The organism is Methylobacterium sp. NPDC080182, assembly GCF_050281105.1.
Taxonomy (GTDB): domain Bacteria; phylum Pseudomonadota; class Alphaproteobacteria; order Rhizobiales; family Beijerinckiaceae; genus Methylobacterium.
Genome location: NZ_JBNNWO010000011.1, coordinates 219,710 through 244,482, shown reverse-complemented (window position 1 = coordinate 244,482; position 24,773 = coordinate 219,710). Strand labels below are relative to the sequence as shown.

20 protein-coding genes are annotated in these 24,773 nt (G+C 70.0%); 9 read left to right on the top strand and 11 right to left on the bottom strand.

The features are described 5' to 3' along the window. Window positions 1-5: 5 nt before the first annotated feature. Window positions 6-1,166 (bottom strand): LPS export ABC transporter permease LptF, encoded by a 1,161-nt coding sequence (lptF, locus tag ACQKQD_RS20560; RefSeq protein ID WP_427509409.1) that lies wholly within the window; start codon window positions 1,164-1,166, stop codon window positions 6-8. A gap of 184 nt (window positions 1,167-1,350) precedes the next feature. Here lptF and ACQKQD_RS20555 point away from each other — a divergent pair, with 184 nt between their 5' ends. The 4 genes from ACQKQD_RS20555 to msrP all read left to right on the top strand — a co-directional run bounded on the left by ACQKQD_RS20555 (window position 1,351) and on the right by msrP (window position 6,603). Continuing rightward, window positions 1,351-2,862: a leucyl aminopeptidase gene (locus tag ACQKQD_RS20555; protein WP_427509408.1), complete on the top strand. Its 1,512-nt coding sequence runs from the start codon at window positions 1,351-1,353 to the stop codon at window positions 2,860-2,862. A 49-nt stretch (window positions 2,863-2,911) separates the two neighbouring features. Beyond that, window positions 2,912-3,643 carry a hypothetical protein gene (locus ACQKQD_RS20550; protein ID WP_100252235.1) on the top strand — a complete coding sequence of 244 codons (732 nt, stop codon included), beginning with the start codon at window positions 2,912-2,914 and terminating at the stop codon, window positions 3,641-3,643. A 99-nt stretch (window positions 3,644-3,742) separates the two neighbouring features. Then, window positions 3,743-5,488: an AMP-binding protein gene (locus ACQKQD_RS20545; protein WP_427509407.1), complete on the top strand. Its 1,746-nt coding sequence runs from the start codon at window positions 3,743-3,745 to the stop codon at window positions 5,486-5,488. A 161-nt stretch (window positions 5,489-5,649) separates the two neighbouring features. Further along, window positions 5,650-6,603, top strand: coding sequence for a protein-methionine-sulfoxide reductase catalytic subunit MsrP (msrP, locus tag ACQKQD_RS20540; protein ID WP_091680143.1), 954 nt, complete (start codon window positions 5,650-5,652; stop codon window positions 6,601-6,603). A 96-nt stretch (window positions 6,604-6,699) separates the two neighbouring features. Here the strand turns inward: msrP and ACQKQD_RS20535 are convergent, their stop codons facing one another. The 7 genes from ACQKQD_RS20535 to carB all read right to left on the bottom strand — a co-directional run bounded on the left by ACQKQD_RS20535 (window position 6,700) and on the right by carB (window position 14,803). After that, window positions 6,700-6,960, bottom strand: coding sequence for a YARHG domain-containing protein (locus tag ACQKQD_RS20535; RefSeq protein ID WP_132366935.1), 261 nt, complete (start codon window positions 6,958-6,960; stop codon window positions 6,700-6,702). Between the two features lie 41 nt (window positions 6,961-7,001). Further along, window positions 7,002-7,892: a LysR family transcriptional regulator gene (locus ACQKQD_RS20530; RefSeq protein ID WP_012317569.1), complete on the bottom strand. Its 891-nt coding sequence runs from the start codon at window positions 7,890-7,892 to the stop codon at window positions 7,002-7,004. A gap of 269 nt (window positions 7,893-8,161) precedes the next feature. Next, window positions 8,162-9,142: a thioredoxin-disulfide reductase gene (trxB, locus tag ACQKQD_RS20525; protein WP_020093541.1), complete on the bottom strand. Its 981-nt coding sequence runs from the start codon at window positions 9,140-9,142 to the stop codon at window positions 8,162-8,164. 14 nt (window positions 9,143-9,156) lie between these two features. Further along, window positions 9,157-10,206 (bottom strand): mitochondrial fission ELM1 family protein, encoded by a 1,050-nt coding sequence (locus ACQKQD_RS20520; RefSeq protein ID WP_020093540.1) that lies wholly within the window; start codon window positions 10,204-10,206, stop codon window positions 9,157-9,159. 51 nt (window positions 10,207-10,257) lie between these two features. Further along, complete coding sequence (locus ACQKQD_RS20515; protein WP_091977111.1) at window positions 10,258-10,758, bottom strand: hypothetical protein; 501 nt, start codon at window positions 10,756-10,758, stop codon at window positions 10,258-10,260. Between the two features lie 4 nt (window positions 10,759-10,762). Further along, window positions 10,763-11,239 carry a transcription elongation factor GreA gene (gene greA / locus ACQKQD_RS20510; RefSeq protein WP_170855149.1) on the bottom strand — a complete coding sequence of 159 codons (477 nt, stop codon included), beginning with the start codon at window positions 11,237-11,239 and terminating at the stop codon, window positions 10,763-10,765. A gap of 90 nt (window positions 11,240-11,329) precedes the next feature. After that, on the bottom strand, window positions 11,330-14,803 hold the full coding sequence (carB, locus tag ACQKQD_RS20505) for a carbamoyl-phosphate synthase large subunit (protein WP_427509406.1): 3,474 nt from the start codon (window positions 14,801-14,803) through the stop codon (window positions 11,330-11,332). 308 nt (window positions 14,804-15,111) lie between these two features. Between carB and ACQKQD_RS20500 the strand changes: the two genes are divergently transcribed. Beyond that, entirely contained in the window at window positions 15,112-15,546 is a 435-nt protein-coding gene (locus ACQKQD_RS20500) for a pseudoazurin (RefSeq protein WP_427509405.1), read from the top strand. Between the two features lie 33 nt (window positions 15,547-15,579). Here ACQKQD_RS20500 and ACQKQD_RS20495 read toward each other — a convergent pair whose 3' ends face one another. Both ACQKQD_RS20495 and carA read right to left on the bottom strand, forming a co-directional pair. Beyond that, a complete protein-coding gene (locus ACQKQD_RS20495; RefSeq protein WP_020093535.1) occupies window positions 15,580-15,957 on the bottom strand; it encodes a hypothetical protein in 378 nt (125 codons plus the stop codon). A 187-nt stretch (window positions 15,958-16,144) separates the two neighbouring features. Continuing rightward, complete coding sequence (gene carA / locus ACQKQD_RS20490) at window positions 16,145-17,368, bottom strand: glutamine-hydrolyzing carbamoyl-phosphate synthase small subunit (RefSeq protein WP_427509404.1); 1,224 nt, start codon at window positions 17,366-17,368, stop codon at window positions 16,145-16,147. Window positions 17,369-17,560: 192 nt separating this feature from the next. Between carA and ACQKQD_RS20485 the strand changes: the two genes are divergently transcribed. The 4 genes from ACQKQD_RS20485 (at window position 17,561) to ACQKQD_RS20470 (ending at window position 23,529) form a co-directional block, all read left to right on the top strand. Then, window positions 17,561-18,022 carry a GatB/YqeY domain-containing protein gene (locus ACQKQD_RS20485; RefSeq protein WP_020093533.1) on the top strand — a complete coding sequence of 154 codons (462 nt, stop codon included), beginning with the start codon at window positions 17,561-17,563 and terminating at the stop codon, window positions 18,020-18,022. Between the two features lie 100 nt (window positions 18,023-18,122). After that, window positions 18,123-20,012 (top strand): DNA primase, encoded by a 1,890-nt coding sequence (gene dnaG, locus ACQKQD_RS20480; RefSeq protein ID WP_427509403.1) that lies wholly within the window; start codon window positions 18,123-18,125, stop codon window positions 20,010-20,012. A gap of 198 nt (window positions 20,013-20,210) precedes the next feature. Further along, window positions 20,211-22,193, top strand: coding sequence for an RNA polymerase sigma factor RpoD (rpoD, locus tag ACQKQD_RS20475; RefSeq protein ID WP_427509402.1), 1,983 nt, complete (start codon window positions 20,211-20,213; stop codon window positions 22,191-22,193). Between the two features lie 76 nt (window positions 22,194-22,269). After that, entirely contained in the window at window positions 22,270-23,529 is a 1,260-nt protein-coding gene (locus ACQKQD_RS20470) for an adenylate/guanylate cyclase domain-containing protein (protein WP_020093530.1), read from the top strand. An 89-nt stretch (window positions 23,530-23,618) separates the two neighbouring features. Here ACQKQD_RS20470 and ACQKQD_RS20465 read toward each other — a convergent pair whose 3' ends face one another. Then, complete coding sequence (locus ACQKQD_RS20465) at window positions 23,619-24,740, bottom strand: glycosyltransferase (protein ID WP_427509401.1); 1,122 nt, start codon at window positions 24,738-24,740, stop codon at window positions 23,619-23,621. Between the last annotated feature and the right edge of the window lie 33 nt (window positions 24,741-24,773).

The window sequence follows — 24,773 nt, the reverse complement described above, 5'->3', positions numbered from 1 at the left end:
CGGGTTCAGGCCGCCGGCGCGAGGCGCGGGCCGCGGAACCGGCCGCGGACGGCGCGGGCCAGGGCGGCGTTGAAGGCGCGCACCCGAGGCCCGTAGAAGATGAGGAGGCTCGACAGGAGGATCGCGAGCAGCGGCACGCCGTAGACCGCCAGGACCGCGGCGGGGCTGCGCGCGGCGGCGCTGACCGCCGCGAAGCCGCCGATGCGCAGCGCCACGACGGCGACGATCGCGCCGGCGATCGCGACGCCGCGCCCCTGCCGGGTCGTGCGGGGATCGCCCAGAGCCGCGAAGGCGATGAAGACCAGGGCCAGCGGGTAGAGACAGGCGGAGAGCCGGTCGTGCAGCTCGGCGCGGAACCGGCCCTTCTGCAGCTTGTAGTAGCCCTCCGTCGTGTCGGGGAACAGGAGCTGCGCCGTCGAGCGCTCGCGCGGCTTGTAGATCGTGTCGGAATCCGGGGGCGCGAAGGCCGCGAGGTCGATCGTGTAGCGCTCGAAGGTCAGGATCGAGGAATCGCGCGAGTCCTTCTGCTGCTGGTGGACGCTGCCGTTCTCCAGGATCAGGTAGCTCTGGCCGTCGACGTCGACCGCGTTGCCGCGCTCGGCGAGGTAGACCTTGGTCTTCCCGGGCTCGCGCCGGTCCTGGATGAACAGCCCCTTGAGGGTGCCGCCCGGCCCGCGCTCGCGGAAGTGGAAGGTGATGCCGTTGTCGAGCTGGGTGAACTGCCCTTCCTTGACGACGTTCGCGATGAAGTCGCCGCGCACCCGGGTGATCACGTCGCGCAGCTCCTGGAAGCTCGCGGGCATGACCACCACGACCAGGAATCCCACCAGGAAGCTGACGAACAGCGCCAGGGTGAGGAAGGGCCGCAGCAGCGAGCGCGGCGGCATCCCGGCCGCCGACATGACGATCAGCTCGGAATCGCCGTTCAGCTTGTTGAGCGCGTAGATCGTGCCGATGAACAGCGCCACGGGGGCGATGACGACGACGAGGGTCGGCAGCGACAGGCCGGTTACGAAGAGGAAGACCAGCAGCGTCTGGCCCTTGGCGGTCACGAGATCGAGCTCGCGCAGGGCCTGGGTCAGCCAGATGGTGCCCGTCAGCCCGATCAGGCAGGCGAGGGTGGCGCCCAGGGCGATCCGAAAGATGTAGCGCTCGATCTGCCTCATCGGCCCGGCAGTCCCGCTCGTCCTCTCGCGCCCTCGAGGCGGCAGGGACCCGACAAAAGGGGCGATTCCAGGGCTGTCACGCCGCGTTGCGTTCTCCGTCTCAGCGGCTACACAGGGCGGATCGCCCGCGCCTCGGCGCGCGGTTGCGTAGTACGGCTCCGGAATAACGGGCAGGGCGACGGGTATGGCGGACGGTATCGAGGTCGGTTTCGGTCCCCTGGAGCAGAGCGGCCAGGGCCCCGGCGGATCCGGCGATCTCGTGGTCTTCGTCGGCGACGACCTGTCGCTCGGTTCGGCCGCCCGCGAGGCGCTCGGCGCCTCCGGGGCGGATCTCGTGGCGCGTGCCGCGGCCTCCGAGAAGTTCAAGGGCCGCTCGCTCAGCGCCCTGTCCCTGCCGGCCCCGGCGGGCATCGGCGCCGACCGCCTCGTGGTCGTGGGCTTGGGCTCGGAGAAGGACCGGGCCAAGACCGACTGGCCGGCGCTCGGCGGCTTCACCGCCGGCAAGGTGGCGGGACGGACCGCCCGGGTCGTGCTCGACTGGCCGGGCGCGACGGTCACGGCGGCGCAGGCCGGCGAGTTCGCTCTCGGCGCGCGCCTGCGGACTTACGCGTTCGACCGCTACAAGACCAAGAAGAAGCCCGACGCCGACGACAAATCGGTCACCGCGCTGACCCTTCTGCTCGCCGATCACGGCGCGGCCGCCCGCGAGGGCGAGGGCGCCAAGAGCCTGTCCGACGGCGTGGTCCTGGCCCGCGACCTCGTGAACGAGCCGCCGAACGTGCTCTTCCCGGCTGAGTTCGCCCGCCGCGCCTCGGAACTCGCCAAGCTCGGCGTCGAGATCGAAGTGCTGGAGCCGGCCCGGATGCGGGAACTCGGCATGGGCGCGCTGCTCGCGGTGGCGCAGGGCTCGGCCCGCGAGCCGCGGATCGTGATCATGCGCTGGAACGGCGGCCCCGCGGCCGAGGCGCCCGTAGCCCTCATCGGCAAGGGCGTCGTGTTCGATTCCGGCGGCGTTTCGATCAAGCCGGGCGGCGGCATGGAGGACATGAAGGGCGACATGGGCGGCGCCGCCGCCGTCGTCGGCGCGCTCCACGCGCTCGCCGCCCGCAAGGCGCGCTGCAACGTGGTCGGCGCCATCGGCATCGTGGAGAACATGCCGGACGGCGGCTCGTACCGCCCGTCCGACATCCTGACCTCCATGTCGGGCCAGACCATCGAGGTGATCAACACCGACGCCGAGGGCCGGCTGGTGCTGGCCGACGTGATCACCCACGTCATCCGCAGCACCAAGCCCAAGGCCATCGTCGACCTCGCGACGCTGACCGGCGCGATCATCGTGGCGCTGGGCCAGGACATCGCCGGCATGTTCTCGAACGACGACACGCTGGCGGGCAACATCCACGCCGCCGGCGAGGCGACCGGCGAGAAGGTGTGGCGGATGCCGCTGATCCCCGCCTACGACAAGGCGATCGATTCCAAGTTCGCCGACATGAAGAACACCGGCGGCCGCCACGGCGGCGCCGCCACCGCGGCGTCGTTCATCAAGCGCTACGTCGAGGACGTTCCGTGGGCGCATCTCGACATCGCCGGCGTCGCGATGTCGTCGAACGCCAGCGAGATCAACCGCAGCTGGGGCGCGGGCTGGGGCGTGCGGCTCCTCGACCGGCTGATCCGCGACCATTACGAGGCCCGCTAGAGCGGCCGCGGCGGTCCCGACCCCGCGCGCCTCTCCGGCTGATCCCAGCATGGCCGCACACGCCAACGCCGCGCTCGACCGGGTCGGTCCCGGCGCCGGGACGTCCGGAGGCCGCGCCGGCGGCCTTCTGGCAGCGGCGGGGCCGATCCTCGCCATGCTGGCCGCCCTGGCTCTCGTCGCGGCGACCGGCCTGAGCCAGCGCGACGCCGTGCCGGAGGCCCTCGAGCCCTGGATCTTCGGCTACTTCATCGCCCGCTACCCGCTCTTCGCCTTCGCGCTGGTCTACGGGCTCGGCCACCTCGCGCGGGTGGTGACGGGCCCGGGCCCGGGCTCCGCGCCGCGCCGGATCGTGTTCGGACTGGCGGGCGCGGCCGCGCTCCTCGCCGCCGGGCTCTACCCGACCTTCGGCGGCCTCGTCCTGCGCGGCGCCTTCGCCGCCGGGGGCATGGCCTTCCTCACCCACCAGCCCCTGTGGCTGGCCTACGGGCTCGGCGCCGCCGTGGGCGCGCTGACGTTCGGCGGCGTCCTCGGCCTGTTCGCGGTCGCGGCCAACCGGCCCCTGCGGCCGCGGCTGCGCCGGGTCGGCTACGGCGCGCTCGCCTTCCTGACCCTGTGGCTCGGCGCGATCCTGATCGGCCTCGCCGGCGACCTGGGCGTCGGCCCCTGGCCCCGGCGGGCGATGCGGCCGGAGGAGGCCGCGCTCGCCGCCGGCCTGCTGATCGCGGCGGCCCTGCCCCACACCGTGCTGGCGACATTGCGCCGGCATCGTCCAGCCCTCTGACCCCCCTGCCTTGCGGGCCGGCCTCCGTTCCCGCAGAGTCCGCGCGACAGGCGTTGCGGGACTCGGCCCCCGAGAGTCGGGCCCGCGGGAGGCATCGCGATGCATGAGGCGAACGTGATGGAGCACGGCGCTCGAGCCGCCACGGCCGGAGCGATGCCGGGCCACGGGGCCTCCGACCGGCCCTGGCTGCCCTTCTATCCGCCCGGCGTCCCGGCGGAGATCGACGTCGCCGGCCTCGGGACCTTGGTCGACCTGTTCGAGACCAGCGTGACCGCCTTCGCAAGCCGGCCGGCGATGCTGTGCTTCGGCTCGACCATGACCTACGCGACCCTCGGCCAGCAGGCGCGCGACCTCGCGGCTTGGCTGCGCGGACAGGGTCTGGCGAAGGGCGACCGCGTGGCGATCATGCTGCCGAACGTCCCCGCCTACGCCGTGGCGATCTTCGGCGTCCTCCTGGCGGGGGGAACGGTGGTCAACACCAACCCGCTCTACACGCCCCGGGAATGCGTGCAGCAGATCAACGATTCCGGCGCGCGGATCCTGATCGTCCTGGAGAATTTCGGCGCCACCATCGCGGCGGCGCTGCCGGACGTGGCCCTGGAGCGGGTCGTCCTCGTGGGTCCGGGCGACGGGCTGGGGCTGAAGGGGCGGGTGATCAACCTCGCGAGCCGGCACGTTCGCAAGGCGGTGCCGCCGTTCCGCCTGCCGGAAGGGCTGGCGATCCCGTTCGCGACCGTCCTCCGTCAGGGCCGGTCGATGCCGCGCACCTCCGTGCCGGTCGACCCGGAGGATCTCGCCTTCCTGCAATATACCGGGGGCACCACGGGCATCGCCAAGGCGGCGATGCTGAGCCACCGCAACATCATGGCCAATGTCGAGCAGTCGCAGCTCTGGTTCAACTCGAAGGATCCGAGCGTCGCGCGCTGCGTGGTCACGGCGCTGCCGCTCTACCACATCTTCGCGCTCACCGCGTGCTTCTTCCAGTTCATGCGCAGCGGCGGCTCCTGCCTGCTGATCCCCAATCCGCGCGACTGCGACGGCATGGTCAAGACCCTGAGCCGCACGCGCTTCACCCACCTGATGGGCGTGAACACGCTGTTCAACGTCCTGATCAACCATCCGAAGATCGGCACGGTGGATTTCGCCCACCTCGACTTCGTGGTCGGCGGCGGCACGGCCGTCCAGCGGGCGGTGGCCGAGCGCTGGAAGGCCCTGACCGGCAACACGATCATCGAGGGCTACGGCCTGTCGGAGACCTCGCCGGTCGTGTGCGTCAACCCGCGGGGCATGCGCGACTTCTCCGGCACGATCGGCTACCCGCTGCCCTCCACGGAGGTCTCGATCCGCGCCGTCTCCGGCGAGCCCCTCCCGGCCGGGCAGCCGGGCGAGATCTGCGTGCGCGGCCCGCAGGTGATGCGCGGCTACTGGAATCGGCCGGAGGAGACCGCGCGGGCGATGACCGCGGACGGGTTCTTCCGGACGGGCGACGTCGCGATCCTGCAGGCGGACGGCCAGGTCCGGATCGTCGACCGGATGAAGGACATGATCCTCGTCTCCGGCTTCAACGTCTATCCGAACGAGGTCGAGGACGTGCTGGCGGCCCACCCGGCCGTGCTCGAATGCGCGGTGGTCGGCGCGCCGAGCGAGGAGACCGGCGAGATGGTGGTGGCCCACGTGGTCCTGAAGGACCCGTCGGTCTCCACCGATATCCTGCGGGCGCATGCCCGCACCCAGCTCACCGGGTACAAGGTTCCCCGCCGCGTGGTGCTCCACGAGACCCTGCCGAAGACCAATGTCGGCAAGGTGCTGCGGCGGATGCTGCGCGACGAGACGCCGCCGGCCTGAGCCTCGCCCGCGCGGCGGAAGACGGCCTGCGTCCCGGTGCCGCTCACGGGCGGCGTAACTCCTGCGCGCCGTTCGCCGAAAGGTCAGGCTGCGGCGCTTGCGCCCCTGTCGGCCGCGGCCGATCTGTGGGTTGTGCAGGCAGGAGATCCGAGGAGACGGCCATGTTGATCAAGCGCAGGCGCGGTTGGGAGATTCCGGAGCATCTGGCGACGCCGGAGGCCGTCTTCCTCAATCGGCGGGCCCTGATCGGCGGCGCGGCCGGGCTCGCGGCCGGCTCGCTCCTGGGCGGACGCGCGGCCCTTGCGGCGGCGGGCGACCAGCCGCTCTACCCGGCGCCGCAGAACCCCGCCTACACGCTCGACCGCCCCCTGACCCCGGAGCGCTTCAGCGCCGACTACAACAATTTCTACGAGTTCGGCACGTCGAAGACGGTGCTGCCGGCGGCCAACGCCCTTAAGACGCAGCCCTGGACCCTGAAGATCGACGGGCTCGTCGAGAAGCCGTTCGAGATCGGCGTCGACGACCTGATCCGGAAGGTCGGCCTGGAGGAGCGTCTCTACCGTCACCGCTGCGTCGAGGCGTGGTCGATGGCGGTGCCCTGGACCGGATTCCCGCTGGCGAAGCTCGTGGCGCTGGCCAAGCCCGCCTCCGGCGCGAAGTACATCCGCTTCGAGACGTTCATGGACAAGGCGATGGCGCCCGGCCAGCGGGCGTTCTTCTATCCCTGGCCCTACACGGAGGGCCTGACCCTGGCTGAGGCCGGGAACGACCTCGCCTTCATGGTCACGGGGATCTACGGCAAGCCGCTGCCCAACCAGTTCGGGGCGCCGATCCGCGTCGCGGTGCCGTGGAAGTACGGGTTCAAGTCGGCCAAGTCACTGGTGAAGATCTCGTTCACGGCCGACCGGCCGAAGACCTTCTGGGAGGGTCTGCAGGCCTCGGAGTACGGCTTCTGGGCCAACGTGAACCCGGCCGTGCCGCACCCGCGCTGGAGCCAGGCGACCGAGCGCGTCCTCGGCACTGACCAGCGCGTGCCGACGCTGATCTACAACGGCTACGGCGAGCAGGTCGCCGGCCTCTACAAGGGCCTCGAGGGCGAGCGCCTGTTCGTGTGAGCACGCGCCTGCCGAAGCCGTGCTGATCTGGCGCGGCTTCCGCAGCGACGACGCGGCTCCTACGCTGCCCGGCCGACGAGGTCGACGGTCCGCGGCCTAGCGCGGGCAGGCATGGGCCCGCTCGAAGGCCTGCAGATCCGCCACAGTCGCCTGCTCCTGGCGCGAGAGCGGCACGCGATCCATGGCGTCGTACCGGCAATCGGCGTTGCCGAAGGTCCGGATCGCGCGCGGCGTGGTGAAGCAGTAGCCGGCCTGCTTGTAGATCAGGTTGCGTTGGTACCAAGCTTCCGCGCAGTCATCCGCCATCGCGCCGGTGGAGCCCGCGACGAGGATCAGAGCGTAGAGAGCAGCGCGCATCGAATCGTCTCCGTGAGGAGACGGATCCAACCATCGGATGCTCAGTAGGTCCAGCGCTGCGCCTTCGAGACGAGGAAGTCGCGGAACGCCTGCACCCGGGCGACCGAGCGCATCTCCTCGGCGTAGACGAGGTAGCTCTCCAGGCTCGGCATCTCGGTCTCGCGCAGAACCTGCACGAGCTGCTGGCCGCCATCCACCGCGTAATCGGGCAAGATGCCGATGCCGGCGCCGGCCTCCATGGCGCGCTGCAGGGCGCCGATATTGTTCACCGTCAGGTGGACCTGGCGCCGCTCGCGGCCCTCGCGGCCCGCATCGGCGAGCCAGTGGGCGGCCAGCAGGTACGAGGGCTCGTTGCCGCCGAAGGAGACGAGGCGGTGGTCGTCGAGCTCCTCGATGGTCTTCGGCTCGCCGAACCGCTTCACGTAATCCGGGCTGGCGAAGGCGTGGTAGTGCACGGTGAACAGCCGCCGCTGGATCAGGTCCGGCTGCGCCGGGCGGCGCATGCGGATCGCCACGTCGGCCTCGCGCATGGCCAGATCGAGCTCCTCGTTGGTGAGGATCAGCTCGATGCGCACGTCCGGGTAGAGGTCCAGGAACTCGCCGACCCGCTGCGACAGCCAGGACGTGCCGAGGCCAACCGTGGTGGTGACCTTCAGGTCGCCGGTCGGCCGCTCGGAGGTCTCGACGAGGCGGGCCCGGGTATTCTCCAGGCGCAGCTTCATGTCCCGCGCGGCGCGGAACAGCAGGTCGCCCTGCTCGGTGAGCAGGAGGCCGCGGGCATGGCGGTGGAAGAGCGGCGCCTTCAGCTCGCGTTCCAGGGCGCTGATCTGGCGGCTGACCGCCGATTGGCTGAGCCCGATATCGTCACCCGCCTTGGTGAAGCTCCCCGCCTCCGCGACGTTGAGGAAGATCCGGATCTTGTCCCAGTCCAAGGCGAGAACCCCTACCAGCGCGCGCCCGCGGGTCGCGCCCGGGGTGGAGAAGGGGCGCGAAGCGGCGGGCAGATCACCGGGCGAACTGCGCGGTGCCGCGTGCGGATGGCCGCTCCCGACACCGCGCGGGCATGCAATCGGTGCATCCCGGCGCAGTCAGCACTCCTATGCACACGGTGCATGGTCCTGCGCAAGCATAAGCAGCGCGAACTTGTTGAAATGCGGGGCCTGACGGCTTCGCGCGGGAGGTGCGGAGGCCCGTCCGGCCGTCATTCCGCCGCGGCGGCCTGGACCGGGCTCTCACCGATCTCGAGATTGGCCAGGAACTTCTCCGCCTCCAGCGCCGCCATGCAGCCCATGCCGGCGGCGGTGATCGCCTGGCGGTAGACGTCGTCCGTGACGTCGCCGGCGGCGAACACGCCCGGGATCTCGGTCTCGGTCGTGCCGGGCTTCACGGTGAGATAGCCGCCGTGGCGCATGGGCAGCTGACCCTCGAAGATGGCGGTCGCCGGCTGATGGCCGATCGCCACGAACACGCCGTCGGCCTTCACCTCGCTGATCTCGCCCGAGCGCGGATCCTTGAGACGGACGTGCGTCACGTTCGGTGCCGGCTTCTGCACGCCGCAGATCTCGGCGATCTCGCGGTGCCACAGCACCTCGACGTTCGGGTGCTTGAACAGGCGCTCCTGAAGGATCCGCTCGGCGCGGAAGCTGTCGCGGCGGTGGACCACCGTCACCTTGCTGGCGATGTTGGCGAGGTACAGGGCCTCCTCGACCGCGGTGTTGCCGCCGCCGACCACCACGACGTCCTTGCCGCGGAAGAAGAACCCGTCGCAGGTCGCGCAGGCCGAGACGCCGCCGCCCTGGAACGCCGCCTCGGACGGGATGCCGAGCCACTTGGCCTGCGCCCCGGTGGCGATGACCAGGGCGTCGCACGAGTAGGTCTCGCCGGAATCGGCCTCGAGGCGGAACGGCCGCTGCTTGAGATCGACCTTCGTGATGTATTCCGAGACGATACGGGTACCGACGTGCTCGGCCTGGAGGCGCATCTGCTCCATCAGCCAGGGGCCCTGGATGGCCTCGGCGAAGCCCGGGTAGTTCTCGACATCCGTGGTGATCATGAGCTGGCCGCCCGGCTGGAAGCCGGAGATCAGCAGCGGCTCGACCATGGCGCGGGCGGCGTAGATCGCCGCCGTGTAGCCGGCGGGTCCCGAGCCGATGATGACGAGCTTGGCGTGGGTGTGGGCCATCTGTCTCGGTCTCCTCAGGCCGGTCCGGCCGCGCGGCGCGCGGCATAGGCGTCGGCGAGCGCCCGGGCGATCACCGGAGTCGCGTCGATCGGCTTGTACGTCAGATCTGCCAACTGACCGGTGAACGGTCGCAGCGCCCCGGCGATCGCCAGCCCGGCGAACATGCGCCGATGCCGGATATAGGTACGCGGCAGGTCGAACAGCAGGACCGGCGCGCCGGTGGACACCGCCTCGCTCACCATGTTGGCCGAGTCGGAGGTCACGACGATCGCCTCGGCGAGCGCCAGCATGGCCACGTAGGGGTTGTCGCCGCTCCCGTCCCAGAGGAACCCCCCGGTCTCGGCGGCGAGCACCTTCACGGCGTCGCGGAGCGGGTTCGGCGTCCGGCGGGAGATCGTCACCATCAGCCGGCAGCCCTGCGCGGCCAGCCCGCGCAGATCCTCCACGAGGCGGTTCATGTCGGTCTTGCGGTAGCTCAGGTGACGGCTGTCGCCGCCGACCAGCACCGCCACCCGCGGGCCGTCGAGGCGCGCGAGCCGCGGATCCGGCCGGGCCCGGGCCGCGGCCAGGCGCGCCGCGGTGACGAGGTGCGGCGCCGTGAGCGTGGTGAAGACGTTGGGACCGCGCAGATCGTCGTAATCCGGCACCCAGATGAAGTCGGCGCTGTCGGCGCCGGTCCGCGGATCCTTCAGGAAGGCCGTGAAGGTCCGGCCGCCGGTCGCGCGCCGCACGGTCCGCAGGTACGGGACCGACCGGCGGCCGGAGGCGATCAGGATGTCGGGGTAGGGGCCCGACAGGGCGCCGGCCCGGCGGCGCGGGCCCTCGCGCGGGTCGATCGGCCCCCAGGGCGCCATCCAGCCGAATGGTCCTGAGGCCGGCACCTTCCGGATCTCGAAGTCGAGACCCAGGGTCTCGGCGATGCCGACGCACTGGTTCTCGTCGCCGGCCTTGCCGTCCGTGACGATCCAGGCGCGGGCGCGGGCGAGCTCGGGCAGGCGCTCGCGCCGTGGGTCCGAATTGCTGACCGGCGCGCTCTGCGCCTCCGACACGTCGATGCTTGCCATGCTCCTCACCGGATACGCCCCACGCTGCCGACCGGGGCCGGCGGCCGCCTTCTAATCCCGCGGCAGGTCGCGGGCGAGCCACTGGGCGTAGATGTCGGCGATGGCGGCGAGCCGGCGCTGCTCGAATTGCGGATCGTACCACGCGCCGCCGTAGCTCGACGGCGTCGCGGTCATCTGCGGGTAGCGCCCGAGCACCTGACCCTTGGGCCCGACGAGCAGCGCCTCGCCCTCCATGTAGTCGGTCTCGAAATTGCCGCCCAGGCCGCGCAGGGAACCGCTGCCGACATAGGGCCGGAGCGACAGGCTCGTCACGACCACGACGAGGCGCGGCCCGCGGCCGCCGATCCTACCGGCGAAGTTCTTCCGCAGCGCCTCGGTCAGGTCGCCGGCCAGCGCCTCGGCCTGCAGCCCGGCGCCCTTGTTCAGGAGCGGCCGCACGTCGACCCGGACGTCGGAGAAGACCGGGGTCGGCGGGAACTCGCTCGCCGTCGCGGACCCCGCGACGGCACCGAGGAGCAGGCCGGCGAGCCGGCCCCACGAACGCGGGCGCATCGGCTCAGCCGCCGTACTGGACGGCGACGACCTCGTAGGACTTGCCGCCGCCCGGCGTGGTGACCTCCACCGTGTCGCCGACGCCCTTGCCGATCAGCGCGCGGGCGATCGGCGAGGTGATCGAGACCCGGCCCGAGCGCACGTCGGCCTCCGGCTCTCCCACGATCTGGTAGGTCTTCTCCTCCTCCGTGTCCTCGTCGACGAGCTTCACGGTGGCGCCGAACTTGATCCTGTCACCCGAGAGCTTCGTGACGTCGATCACTTCGGCCCGCGCGATCATGCTCTCCAGTTCGAGGACGCGGCCCTCATTGTGGGACTGCGCCTCCTTGGCGGCGTGGTACTCGGCGTTCTCCGACAGGTCGCCGAGCGCGCGGGCCTCCGCGATCGCCTGGATGATGCGCTGGCGCTCCACCTGCTGGCGGTGCTTCAGCTCCTCTTCGAGGGCTGCCAGCCCGCGCACCGTGATCGGAACCTTGTCTATCGCCATCGTCTCGCGCCACAATGAAGAGGCCCGGCCGAGAGTGCAGCACTCTCCCCGGGCCATGAAATGAAGTCAGCGGAACCCTGAGGTTCAGGCCGCGAAGTATTCCTGCAACGCGCGGACCTTGAGATCGCCTTCTAGATAGGCCTTGATCCCCTCGGCCGCGGCCATCGCGCCGGCTAGAGTGGTGTAATACGGCACCTTATGCAAGAGGGCCGCGCGCCGGAGCGAGCGCGAGTCCGAGAGGGCGCCGGCCCCCTCGGTGGTGTTCAGGACGAGGTGGATCCCGCCATTCTTGATCGCGTCGACCACGTGCGGCCGGCCCTCCAGAACCTTGTTGATCCGCTCTGCCGGAACGCCGTTCTCCGCGAGGTAGCGCTGCGTGCCGCCGGTCGCCAGGATGGTGAAGCCGAGATCGGACAGGAGCTTCATGGTCGGCAGGATGCGGGCCTTGTCGGCATCCCGCACCGAGACGAAGACGGCGCCCGCCTTCGGCACCTGGGTGCCCGAGCCGAGCTGGCTCTTGGCGAAGGCCACGCCGAAGCTGGCGTCGAGCCCGATCACCTCGCCGGTGGAGCGCATCTCCGGTCCGAGCAGCACGTCGACGCCGGGGAAGCGGGCGAAGGGGAAGACCGCTTCCTTGACGGCGATGTGCGGCAGGATCTTGGGCTTCAGGCCGAAGGTCGCGAGCGGCTCGCCCGCCATGATCCGGGCCGCGATCTTGGCGATCGGCTCGCCGATGACCTTGGCGACGAACGGCACCGTGCGCGAGGCGCGGGGGTTCACCTCCAGCACGTAGATCGTGCCGTCCTTGATGGCGTACTGCACGTTCATCAGGCCGACGACGTTGAGCGCCAGCGCCATGGCCTTGGTCTGCCGCTCCAGCTCGTCCACGATCTCGGGCGAGAGCGAGCGCGGCGGCAGGGAGCAGGCCGAATCGCCGGAATGGATGCCGGCCTCCTCGATGTGCTCCATGATGCCGGCGATGAACACGTCCTTGCCGTCGCAGACCGCGTCGACATCGACCTCGACCGCGTCCGAGAGGTAGCGGTCGAACAGGAGCGGGTTCTTGCCCAGCACCGTGTTGATCTGGCCGGTCTTGTCGTTCGGGTAGCGGGCCTTCACCTCGGAGGGGATCAGGCTCGGCAGCGTGTCGAGCAGGTAGTCGGCGAACTGCGTCTCGTCGCGGATGATCGCCATGGCGCGGCCGCCGAGCACGTAGCTCGGGCGGACCACGAAGGGCAGGCCGAGCGTCTCGGCCACCAGCCGACTCTGCTCGACCGAGTAGGCGATGCCGTTCTTCGGCTGCTTCATCGCGAGCTTGTCGAGGAGCCGCTTGAACTGGTCCCGGTCCTCGGCGAGGTCGATCGCGTCGGGCGAGGTGCCGAGGATCGGCACGCCGGCGGCCTCGAGGGCGCGGGCGAGCTTCAGCGGGGTCTGGCCGCCGAACTGCACGATCACGCCGTGCAGGGTGCCGGCCTGCCGCTCGGTCTCGATGATCTCCAGCACGTCCTCGGCGGTCAGCGGCTCGAAGTAGAGCCGGTCCGAGGTGTCGTAGTCGGTCGAGACCGTCTCCGGGTTGCAGTTGACCATGATGGTCTCGTAGCCGGCGTCCGACAGCGCGAAGCAGGCATGGCAGCAGCAATAATCGAACTCGATGCCCTGGCCGATCCGGTTCGGGCCGCCGCCGAGGATCACGACCTTCTTGCGATCCGAGGGCTCCGCCTCGTCCACGACCGCGCCCGCGAACGGCGCCACGTAGGTCGAGTACATGTAGGCGGTGGGCGACTTGAACTCGGCCGCGCAGGTGTCGATCCGCTTGTAGACCGGGCGCACCGCCAGGGCGCGCCGGGCCGCGCTGACGGCGGCCTCGTCGGTTTTGGCCAGCACCGCGAGGCGGGCATCCGAGAAGCCGGCGGCCTTGAGCTGGCGGAAGGCGCCGGCCGTCTTCGGCAGGCCATGGGCCTTCACGCGGTTCTCGAGGTCGATGATCGCCTGGAGCTGCTCGAGGAACCACGGGTCGATCTTGCAGGAGGCGTAGACCTGCTCGTGACTGACGCCGAGCCGCAGAGCCTGCGCGACCTTGAGCAGCCGGTCCGGGGTCGGGGTGCCGATCGCCGCCTTGATGGCGTTGTGGTCGTCGCCCTTGCCGAGCCCCTCGATCTCGATGTCGTCGAGGCCGGTCAGGCCGGTCTCGAGCGAGCGCAGGGCCTTCTGCAGCGATTCGGCGAAGCAGCGGCCGATCGCCATGGCCTCGCCGACCGACTTCATGGCGGTGGTCAGCGTCGGCTCGGCGCCCGGGAACTTCTCGAAGGCGAAGCGCGGGATCTTGGTGACGACGTAGTCGATCGTCGGCTCGAACGAGGCCGGCGTCGCGCCGCCCGTGATGTCGTTGGCGATCTCGTCCAGCGTGTAGCCGACCGCGAGCTTGGCGGCGACCTTGGCGATCGGGAAGCCGGTGGCCTTCGAGGCGAGCGCCGAGGAGCGCGAAACGCGCGGATTCATCTCGATCACGATCATACGCCCGTTCTCGGGGTTGATCGCGAACTGCACGTTCGAGCCGCCGGTCTCGACGCCGATCTCGCGGAGCACCGCCAGCGATGCGTCGCGCATCACTTGGTACTCCTTGTCGGTGAGCGTCAGCGCCGGCGCGACGGTGATCGAATCGCCCGTGTGGACCCCCATCGGGTCGATGTTCTCGATGGAGCAGACGATGATGCAGTTGTCGTTCCGGTCCCGGACGACCTCCATCTCGTACTCTTTCCAGCCGAGCACGCTCTCCTCGATGAGCACCTCGTTGGTCGGCGACGCGTCGATGCCGCGCTCGACGATGTCGAGGAACTCCTCGCGGTTGTACGCGATGCCGCCGCCGGTGCCGCCCATGGTGAAGGACGGCCGGATGATCGCCGGCAGGCCGACCTCGGCCAGCGCGATCAGCGCCTGCCCGATCGCGTGCTCACCGTAGCGCTTGCGCCGCTCGGTCTCGCCCGCGGCCCAGCTCTTCTCGTAGGCCGCCAGCGCGGCCTGGCGCGCCGCCGGATCACTGTTCGCCGCCTCGATCCTGGCGATCTCGGCCAGGTAGGCCTGACGGTCCGCCTTCTTGGCGGCGGACGCGTTGGCGAGCGCCGATTTCGGGGTGTCGAGCCCGATCTTGGTCATGGCGTCGCGGAACAGGCTCCGGTCCTCGGCCTTGTCGATGGCCTCGGCGGTGGCGCCGATCATCTGCACGCCGTACTTCGCGAGCACGCCCATCTTCTGCAGCGACAGGGCGCAGTTGAGCGCCGTCTGGCCGCCCATCGTGGGCAGGATCGCGTCGGGGCGCTCCTTCTCGATGATCTTGGCGACGATCTCCGGGGTGATCGGCTCGACGTAGGTCGCGTCCGCCATGTCCGGGTCGGTCATGATGGTCGCGGGGTTCGAGTTCACCAGGACGATGCGGTAGCCCTCCTCGCGGAGCGCCTTGCAGGCCTGGGTGCCGGAATAATCGAACTCGCAGGCCTGTCCGATGATGATCGGACCCGCACCGATGATCAGGATCGAGGAGATGTCGGTGCGTTTGGGCATCGTGGGCCTTCTCAGGCCAAGCGCGCCCGATCGGGCACGGCTCGAGTGAGCCCTGCTCCCGGACGCGCGTGGCGGGAATGTCGTTGAGCCCCGCGTTTACACGGGCGACGGGCGCATTGGAAGGCCGGGACAACCGCGCAGTCTGGCCGCGCGCCCGGCGCATGGATGCGGCATCGATCCTTCGATTTGGAGGATTTATAAATTTTCACGAGAATTCATCGATTTCTTGCAGGAAATCGACGCCGGACCTTAAGCTCCGATGGCTCGGCCAGCGCGCTGATCGACATCATCATCGTTCGAGACTGAAAATGCTCAGGCGAGAGACACTCTACGCGATACTTCTGATCGGCTCGATGACGGGCGCGAACGCTTCGGAGGTCGCCATCAAGACTTTGAACAGCGGTCCGGGCGGGATGATGGTCTTCGACCCGGCCTTCGTGAAAATCCAGCCCGGCGACACGGTGCGGTTCGTGCCGGCCGACAAGGGTCACAATGCCGAGCTGATCAAGGGGATGGCGCCCGAGGGCGCGGTGCCGTTCAAGACGGTGGTCGGCAAGGAGGAGGCCGTGACCTTCGACAAGCCCGGCCTCTACGGCATCAAGTGCTCGCCGCACTACATCATGGGGATGGTCGGCCTCGTCCAGGTCGGCGACAGGCCCGACAATCTGGAGGCGGCCCGGGCGGTGCCGCAGAATAAGCTGGCCGCCAAGCGGTTCGAGCCGCTGTTCGAGAAGGTCCAGTAGGCGCCGGGGCGGCTCTGGCCGCCCCGATCCGTCTCAGAAGCCGGCGTGTAGCGCGGCGACCGCCCGGTCGATCGAGAGGTAGAACACTCCGAAGGCCACCAATGCGGCGGCCGCGAATTCCACGGCGACGTTCGAGAGCGTCTGCGCGCGGCGCAGGGCCTCGCGGCCGAAATAGACCGAGACCCAGGCGAGGGCGAGGACCGCCGGCATGGCGAAGAGGTAGGACACCGTGCTCTCGACGCGGTCGAAGCCGCCGGTCGGATCGATCAGCGCCCGGATGTTGCGCACCCAGGGGGCGTAGACGGCGGCGTAGAGGGCGGTCAGCCAGGACAGGCCCGCGGCGACGCCGAGATGGAAGGTGAAGCTGCGGTGCAGGCGGGAGAAATCGTCGCGCGCCTCGTCGATGGTCATCCGGCAATCCCCTGCGACGGGCCGCCGTCGCCGGGCGCGGATGCGCCGCCGTTCAGGGGCCGTCGTGGGCTCCCTTAAGCCGTCCGATCTGGCGGATTTTATGGCCCCGCCGCGGCCCGATTGGGATCGGGACGCAGGACTGAAAGGCCGCGCGTCGCGGCTCCGCCGCGCTCGCGAAGACGACGCGTCAGGCGCGCTCGGGCTCACCCGAGCGAATCAGCGTCACGAAGCGCTCGAAGAGGTAGTGGCTGTCGCGCGGGCCGGGGGAGGCCTCCGGGTGGTGCTGCACCGAGAAGGCCGGGCGGTCGGTGAGGGTCAGGCCGCAATTCGAGCCGTCGAACAGCGACACGTGGGTCTCCACGGCCGTCTCCGGCAGGCTGTCCGGGTCCACCGCGAAGCCGTGGTTCATCGACACGATCTCGACCTTGCCGGTGGTCTTGTCCTTCACCGGGTGGTTCGCACCGTGGTGGCCCTGGCCCATCTTCACGGTCCGGCCGCCGAGGGCGAGACCCATCAGCTGGTGGCCGAGACAGATGCCGAAGGTCGGCACCTTCTGGTCCAAGAGCTTGCGAATCACTGGGACCGCGTAGGCGCCGGTGGCCGCCGGGTCGCCGGGGCCGTTCGACAGGAACACGCCGTCCGGCTTCAGCGCCAGGATCTCCTCGGCCGTCGTGGTGGCCGGCACGACGGTGACGTCGCAGCCGGCCTGGGCGAGGAGGCGCAGGATGTTGCGCTTCACGCCGTAATCGATGGCCACGACCCTGAGGCCCTCGCCGGGTGCGCGCGTGCCGTAGCCGTTGCCGAGCGCCCAGACGGTCTCGGACCATTCCGACGGCGCGCGGCTCGTCACCGGCGGAACGAGGTCCAGCCCCTCCATCGGCGCGAGGGCCGCCGCGCGGGCCTTGAGGGCCTCGCGGTCGAAATTGCCCTGGGGATCGTTGGCGATCACGGCGTTGGGCATGCCCTGGTCGCGGATGCGGGCCGTGAGCGCCCGGGTGTCGACGCCCGTGATGCCGACGATGCCGCGCGCCCTGAGCCACCCGTCGAGATGCGACGAGGACCGCCAGTTCGACGGGTTCGTCACCGCCGAGGCGATGACGGTGCCGCGGACGCCCGAGGCCGGTGCTGCCTCCAGGCTCTCCAGATCCTCGTCGTTGGTGCCGACATTGCCGATATGCGGGAAGGTGAAGGTGACGATCTGGCCGGCATAGGACGGGTCCGTCAGGATCTCCTGGTAGCCGGTCATCGCGGTGTTGAAGCAGACCTCGCCGTCGGCCACGCCGGTCTGGCCGATGCCGAATCCCTCCAGAATGGTGCCGTCGGCCAGCACCAGCAGGGCCGTCGCGACGGGCTCGGCCCAGGGCTCGGGAGCCTGAGGCTCGGGGGCATGCGCGGCGGCGTCTTGCAGCATGGGCTGAGTCTCGCTTATGTCCGGCCGAAGGCGGGCGCCGGGTTGCGGCGCTCTCGGCTTGCGGCATGATCGTGTGCGGCGCTCTTAGCGAGCGGCCCGCGATGGGGTCAATGTGGCTCCGCTGCCGGCAGGGCTCAACACCCGCAAATCGCAGGCCAGCCCCCCGCTTCGACCGTTGGAAGGTTCATCGAGATGCTGCGCGCGCGCTTCACCACCGAGATGAAGGAGGCCATGAAGGCCGGCGACAAGGAGCGGCTGGCGACCGTCCGGATGATTCAGGCCGCCCTGAAAGACCGGGACATCGAGGCCCGCGGCAACGGCAAGGAGCCGATCTCCGACGAGGAGATCCTGTCGCTGCTCCAGAAGATGATCAAGCAGCGCACCGAATCGGCCGCGGTCTACGAGCAGGGCGGCCGGCCGGAACTCGCCGCCAACGAGCGCGCCGAGATCGCCATCGTCGAGACGTTCCTGCCGAAGCAGATGGACGAGACCGAGACGAAGGCCGCGGTCGAGGCGGCGATCCTCGAGACCGGCGCGGCCGGCCCGAAGGACATGGGCAAGGTGATCGCCGCCCTGAAGGGCACCTTCGCGGGCCGCATGGATTTCGGCAAGGCGAGCGGCCTGGTGAAGGCCGCGCTGGCGGCGAAGGGCTGAACCTCTCCCCGCAATCCTCCACCGGATTCCGGGCGTGTGAGGGACTCGGTCAAGCCTCTCGCGCTATAGGAGCGGGTTCACGCAACCCGTCCCAGGCCCCGTGCGCTATCCGCCCCACATCCTGGAAGAGATCCGTTCCCGGCTGCCGGCCTCGTCGGTGGTCGGCCGCCGCGTGCAGTTGAAGAAGGCCGGACGCGAGTGGCGCGGCCTGTCGCCGTTCAACGCCGAGAAGACGCCGTCCTTCTACGTGAACGACCAGAAGCAGTTCTACCACTGCTTCTCGTCCTCCAAGCACGGCGACATCTTCACCTTCCTAATGGAGACGGAGGGCCTCAGCTTCCCCGAGGCGGTCGAGCGGCTGGCGGGCGAGGCCGGCGTCAGCCTGCCGGCGCCCACCGAGGACAACCGCGCCAGCGAGCAGAAGCGGGCCGGGGCGATCGAGGTCATGGAGATGGCCGCGCGCTGGTTCGAGGAGCGCCTGCGGTCGGGCCAGGGCAGCGAGGCCCGCGCCTATCTCGAGCGGCGCGGGTTGCGGGACGAGACGCAGCGCGCCTTCCGCCTCGGCTACGCGCCGGGCGAGCGCTACGCCCTGCGCGACCACCTCGCCGGGCAGGGGGTCGAGAAGGCGCTGATGGTCGAACTCGGCCTGCTCGCGGCGGGGGAGGGGGTCTCCGTCCCCTACGACTATTTCCGCGACCGGGTGATGTTCCCGATCACCGACACCCGCGGCCGGGTCGTGGCCTTCGGCGGCCGGGCGCTCGCCAAGGAGGTGCGCGCCAAGTACCTCAACTCGCCGGAGACGCCGCTCTTCCACAAGGGCCGGACGCTCTACAACCTGCACGGCGCCCGCAAGGCCGCGCATGATCGCGGCTCGATCATCGCGGTGGAGGGCTACGTCGACGTCATCGCCATGACGCTCGCGGGCCATCCCGAGACGGTGGCGCCACTGGGCACCGCTCTCACCGAGGACCAGCTCGGGCTGCTCTGGCGCCACGCCGACGAGCCGATCCTGTGCTTCGACGGCGACAAGGCCGGCCAGCGGGCGGCCTTCCGGGCCCTCGACATCGCGCTGCCGCTCCTCGAGCCCGGCCGCTCGCTGCGGATCGCGCTGCTGCCGGGCGGCCAGGATCCGGACGACCTGCTGCGCTCGGGCGGCCCGACGGCCATCGACCAGGTGCTCGCGGCCGCGCTTCCCCTCTCGGAGCTGCTGTGGCGGCGCGCCCTCGAGGCGGGACCGGTCGACACGCCGGAGCGCCGCGCCGGCCTGACCCAGACCCTGCGCACCACCGTCGCGACGATTCGCGACGAGACCGTGCGGCGCTACTATCGCGACGATGTCGAGGAGCGCCTGCGCGGCCTGTCGCCCCGCGCCAACCGCGCCGCCGGCGCGGCCCCGCGCGGACGCCAGCGCTTCGCCCGGCCCGGCGAGCCCGTCTCGCCGCGCATCACCGGGAGCCCGAGTCCCTCGGTGACGGCCTCGGCGGGCTTCACGGGCGCCGCCCCGGTGCGCGAGGCGGTGATCGTCGGCACCCTGCTGGCCCATCCCGAGATGATGGCGGAGTTCGGCGAGGAGGCGGCCGAGCTCGACTTCGCCGATCCGGACGCGCGGGCGCTGCTGTCGGTCCTGCTGGCCTGCGCGGCCGAGGACGAGCACACGGCGCCCCAGGTGTTGCAGAACCGCATCAATCGCGCCGGAGTCACAGGGGCGGCCGACCGAATCCTCGCCCTGGCCCGCTCGCGGGACCGCACGACCCTGGCCCCGCACGCCGATCCTGCCCACCGCGCAGACGCGCTCCGACAGGCGATGATCTTGCACCGGCAGGCAGGAGCGCTACATAGCGAACTTCGCGAAGCACGGCAGGCGTTTGAGGACGATCCGACCGATGCCGGGTGGGCATGGCTCTGCGAAGTGAAGGCGAGGCTGGAAACCGTCATCGCCGCCGAGGCGGAGGCCGATGCACCGGTGTCGAGCGACTCGACGGCCGTGTGATGCCTGTGTCATGGCGGTGGCGGGGTGACGTGTCCCGCCATAGTTAACAATCGGTCAAGCCTCGGGCTTGCATACGGAAACCGACGACTCACGGCGACCGGAGCGATCCGGCGCCGATCTCATACAGCGGCGCCGACGGCGTGGACTGGCCTCATCGGGGCCTCCGCTACGCGCCGCGTGCGAAACAATAGGCTGATCATGGCGACGAAGGCAACGGAACGGGACGAGACGGACGCTGCCCCCGAGCAGCAGACCGACGGGCCGCTCCTCGACCTGACGGATGCTTCGGTCAAGCGGATGGTCAAGCTCGCCAAGAAGCGCGGCTACGTGACCTACGAAGAGGTCAACGAGGTCCTGCCCGAGGGGCAGTCCGATCCGGACCAGCTCGAGGACGTGCTCTCACAGCTCTCCGAGATGGGCATCAACGTCGTCGAGGCCGAGGAGACCGACGAGGCCGCGGGCGAGAAGGCCACGGACGGCGAGGAGGAGGAGGCCGAAGGCGGCGAGGTCGCCGAGGTCGCGCCGGCGCGCGCCGTCGCGGTCGCCACGACCACCAAGGAGCCGACCGACCGCACCGACGATCCGGTGCGCATGTACCTGCGCGAGATGGGCTCGGTGGAGCTCCTGTCCCGCGAGGGCGAGATCGCCATCGCCAAGCGCATCGAGGCCGGCCGCGAGGCGATGATCGCGGGCCTCTGCGAGAGCCCGCTGACCTTCCAGGCGATCATCATCTGGCGGGACGAGCTCGTGGAGGGCAAGGTCCTCCTGCGCGACATTATCGACCTCGAGGCGACCTACGCGGGCCCGGACGGCAAGAACGCGCCGCAGATCGCCGAGGGCGAGGATGGCGGGGACGACGCGGAGCCGCCCGCGCCGCCGGAGGGTGGCGACGACGAGGACGACCTCGAGAACAACGTCTCGCTCGCCGCCATGGAGGCGGAGATCAAGCCGCGGGTCCTCGAGACCTTCGACGCGATCGCCGCGAACTACCGCAAGCTGCGCAAGTTCCAGATCGAGGGCACCGAGCGCAAGGCCGCCGGTGAGCAGAACACCCCGGCCCAGAACCAGAAGCAGATCGAGCTGAAGGACATCGTCGTCGCCGACGTGAAGTCCCTGTCTCTGAACAACAACCGCATCGAGGCGCTGGTCGGCCAGCTCTACTCGATCAACAAGCAGCTGATCGGCCACGAGGGCCGGCTGATGCGCTTCGCCGAGAGCCACGGCGTGGCCCGCGACGAGTTCCTGCGCCACTACCAGGGCTACGAGCTCGATCCGAACTGGATGGAGCGCGTCGGTACGCTCGGCGGCAAGGGCTGGAAGAACCTGGTCGAGCGCGGCTCGAGGCAGGTGGCGGAGCTGCGCGCGCAGATCCTCGACCTCGCCTCGGAGACGGGCCTGGAGATCGGCGAGTACCGCCGCATCGTCAACATGGTCCAGAAGGGCGAGCGCGAGGCCCGTCAGGCCAAGAAGGAGATGATCGAGGCGAACCTGCGCCTCGTGATCTCGATCGCCAAGAAGTACACGAACCGCGGCCTGCAGTTTCTGGATCTGATCCAGGAGGGCAACATCGGCCTGATGAAGGCGGTCGACAAGTTCGAGTACCGCCGCGGCTACAAGTTCTCGACCTACGCCACGTGGTGGATCCGGCAGGCGATCACCCGTTCGATCGCCGACCAGGCCCGGACCATCCGCATCCCGGTGCACATGATCGAGACGATCAACAAGATCGTCCGCACGTCGCGCCAGATGCTGCACGAGATCGGCCGCGAGCCGACCCCGGAGGAGCTGGCCGAGAAGCTGGCCATGCCGCTGGAGAAGGTCCGCAAGGTCCTGAAGATCGCCAAGGAGCCGATCTCCCTCGAGACGCCTATCGGCGACGAGGAGGACAGCCACCTCGGCGACTTCATCGAGGACAAGAACGTCGTCCTGCCGATCGACGCGGCGATCCAGTCGAACCTGCGCGAGACCACGACGCGGGTCCTCGCCTCGCTCACGCCCCGCGAGGAGCGCGTGCTGCGCATGCGCTTCGGCATCGGCATGAACACCGACCACACCCTGGAGGAAGTCGGCCAGCAGTTCTCGGTGACCCGCGAGCGCATCCGCCAGATCGAGGCGAAGGCGCTGCGGAAGCTGAAGCATCCCTCGCGCAGCCGGAAGCTCAGGAGCTTCCTGGACAACTGAGCCCGCGCCGCGGACCGCGCGGCGCTTCCCCGTCGCCCGCGTTGCCTCGGTGCCGCGCGGCATCCAGTCTGGCGCCATGCTCGAACGCCGCCCGCCAACGCCCGGATCCCCGACGGCCTTCGCGGACGGCTCGGAGGCCGACGACGTGCCCTTCGGCGCGCTCCAGCCCTCCGTGGGCATCCGCGACTGGCTGCTCGGCGAAGGCGCGCGGATGCCCAACGCCGAGGAGATGCTGGCCGGGCTGGCCGAGCGCCTGATCGCGATCGGCGTGCCGGTGGACCGGGCCTCCACGGCGATCGACACCCTGCACTCGGAATATGCCGGCGTCGGCCGCATCTGGACGCGGGACGGCGGCACCACCGTGCGGCTGTTCCCCCACGGGGCCCGCTCGACGGACGCGTACCTCAACAGCCCGTTCCACACGGTCCACGAGACCGGCGAGTGGCTGATCCTCGACCTGTCGAAGACCCCGGACGACGCCTACGCGATCGTTCCCGACCTGAAGGCCGGCGGCTACACCCACTACGTCGTGGCGCCCCTGTTCTTCACGAACGGCACGCAGAACGGCATCACCTTCGCCACGCGGGCCCCCGAGGGGTTCCGGGACGACGACATCGCGATCCTCCGCTTCGTCATGCCGGCGCTGGCGGCCGTTATGGAGATGCGCGTCCTCAACAAGCAGCTCGACCACGTGCTCCGGCTCTATGTCGGCGACGAGCCGCACCGGGCGATCCTGGCCGGCGACATCCGCCGCGGGCAGGTGACCCGGATCCGCTCGGCGATCCTGTTCGCCGACATGCGCGACTACACCCGCACCACCGCCGACATGACGCCGGAGGAGGCGGTGGGCCTGCTCAACGTGTTCTTCGACTGCCTCGTGCCGCCGATCGAGCGTGAGGGCGGCGAGGTCCTGAAGTATCTCGGCGACGGCCTGCTGGCGATCTTCCGGGAAACCGGCGACGATCTGGGCGGCGCGGCCAAGGGCGCGCTCACGGCGGCCCAGCACGCCCTGGCGGCCCTCGACGAGGCGAACGCCCTGCACCAGTTCCCGGTGCCGGTGGCCGCCGGCATCGCGCTCCACCACGGCGAGGCCGCCTACGGCAATGTCGGGTCCGGCTCACGCCTCGACTTCACGGTGATCGGCCGCGACGTGAACCTCGCGAGCCGCATCGCGCAGCTGAACCGCGCCCTCGGCGAGCCGCTGCTGATGTCGAAGCCCTTCGTGGACTTCCTCTGGGGAGACCCGATCCCAATGGGAGAGCACCGGCTCAACGGCTTCGACGAGCCCATGGCGGTGTTCCGGCCGAAATTCCTGCGGCCGCGCAAGTCCAGCTGAGCGGCCCTCCGATCGGACCCGACGTCACGCGGCGCTCGCGGAGATCCGCCGCGATCTGAGGCTCGCGGGCGATCCGCGCGCGGTGCGTGTCACCACGTCGGCACGAACGGCAGAGCGTAGGGTGTGTGCCGGCAACCCCAGACCGGATCGATCATCTGCGCCATCACGTCCCGGGCCAGGGCGCCGGCGCGTATTGCGACCTCCCGCGGGACATGCGCCCGCTCGAGGATCTTCAGGCAGGCATGTCCGCAGGCGCTGAACTGGCCGCTGTGGTACGCGTTGAGGGCGAACTCGTCGAGCAGACCGTACTCGTAGACCCACGGGTTCAGGGAGATGCCCTCGCTCGGAAGCTCGAGAGCCAAGCCCGCCTCGGCGTAACGATAGCCTTCCGCGAACCGCTTCCTCAGCCTGCAGAATCGGCTGGCCCCGTGGCGCGCCTCCGCCCGTCCCGGACGGATTGCGGTGGCGCGCTCGTAGAGCTGCAGCACCCTGTCCTCCGGCTCGTCGAGGCGCTCCGCGTTCACCGCGGCCATCAGCAGGTTGAAATAGACCTCCTCGTCCCATCCGCCGAGATCGGCCCGCTTCAGGAAGCAGGCGAGCGCTTTCCGGTACTCGCCGGCGGCGTCGTAGGTGGTGCCGAGGTACATCGTGTACCGGGCGATCATGAAGGGGTCCGTCTCGACCGCCAGCGCCTTCTCGAGGACGGCGATATCCCGCGCGTCCGCCGTCGCGTCGCGGTGGCGGGCACCGTCGTCGCCCCGACGCATCGCGAGGGGGAGGATCGGTGTCTCTGTCACGCCGGGGCAGCTGAGGAATTCGTGCAGGACGCCCCGGTAACGCCAGTTCTCCCGGGTGCTGACCAGCTGGTTGCGCCAGTACCGCGTGTGCGCGTCGATGATCTCGAACCGATAGCCGGGCGCACGCAGCTTCGGCATCGTGAAGTCCGCCGGGATGATCAGCTCATCGTCGGCGTCGATGATCAATGCGTACTGCGCGTGACGCCGCGCGAGTTTCAAGGCCTCGTTCCGGTTGAAGGCGAAATCGACCCAGGGGCGCTCGACCAGGGCACCCGGTATGTCCGCGAGCGCGCCACGGACGACATCCTGGGTTCCATCCGTCGAGCCGGTATCGACGACGATCCAATGATCGATGATCGGACGAACAGAATCGAGGCAACGCCGGATAACGTGGACCTCGTCCTTCACGATCATGGACAAACAGATCGTCGATTCGCGATTCTTCAT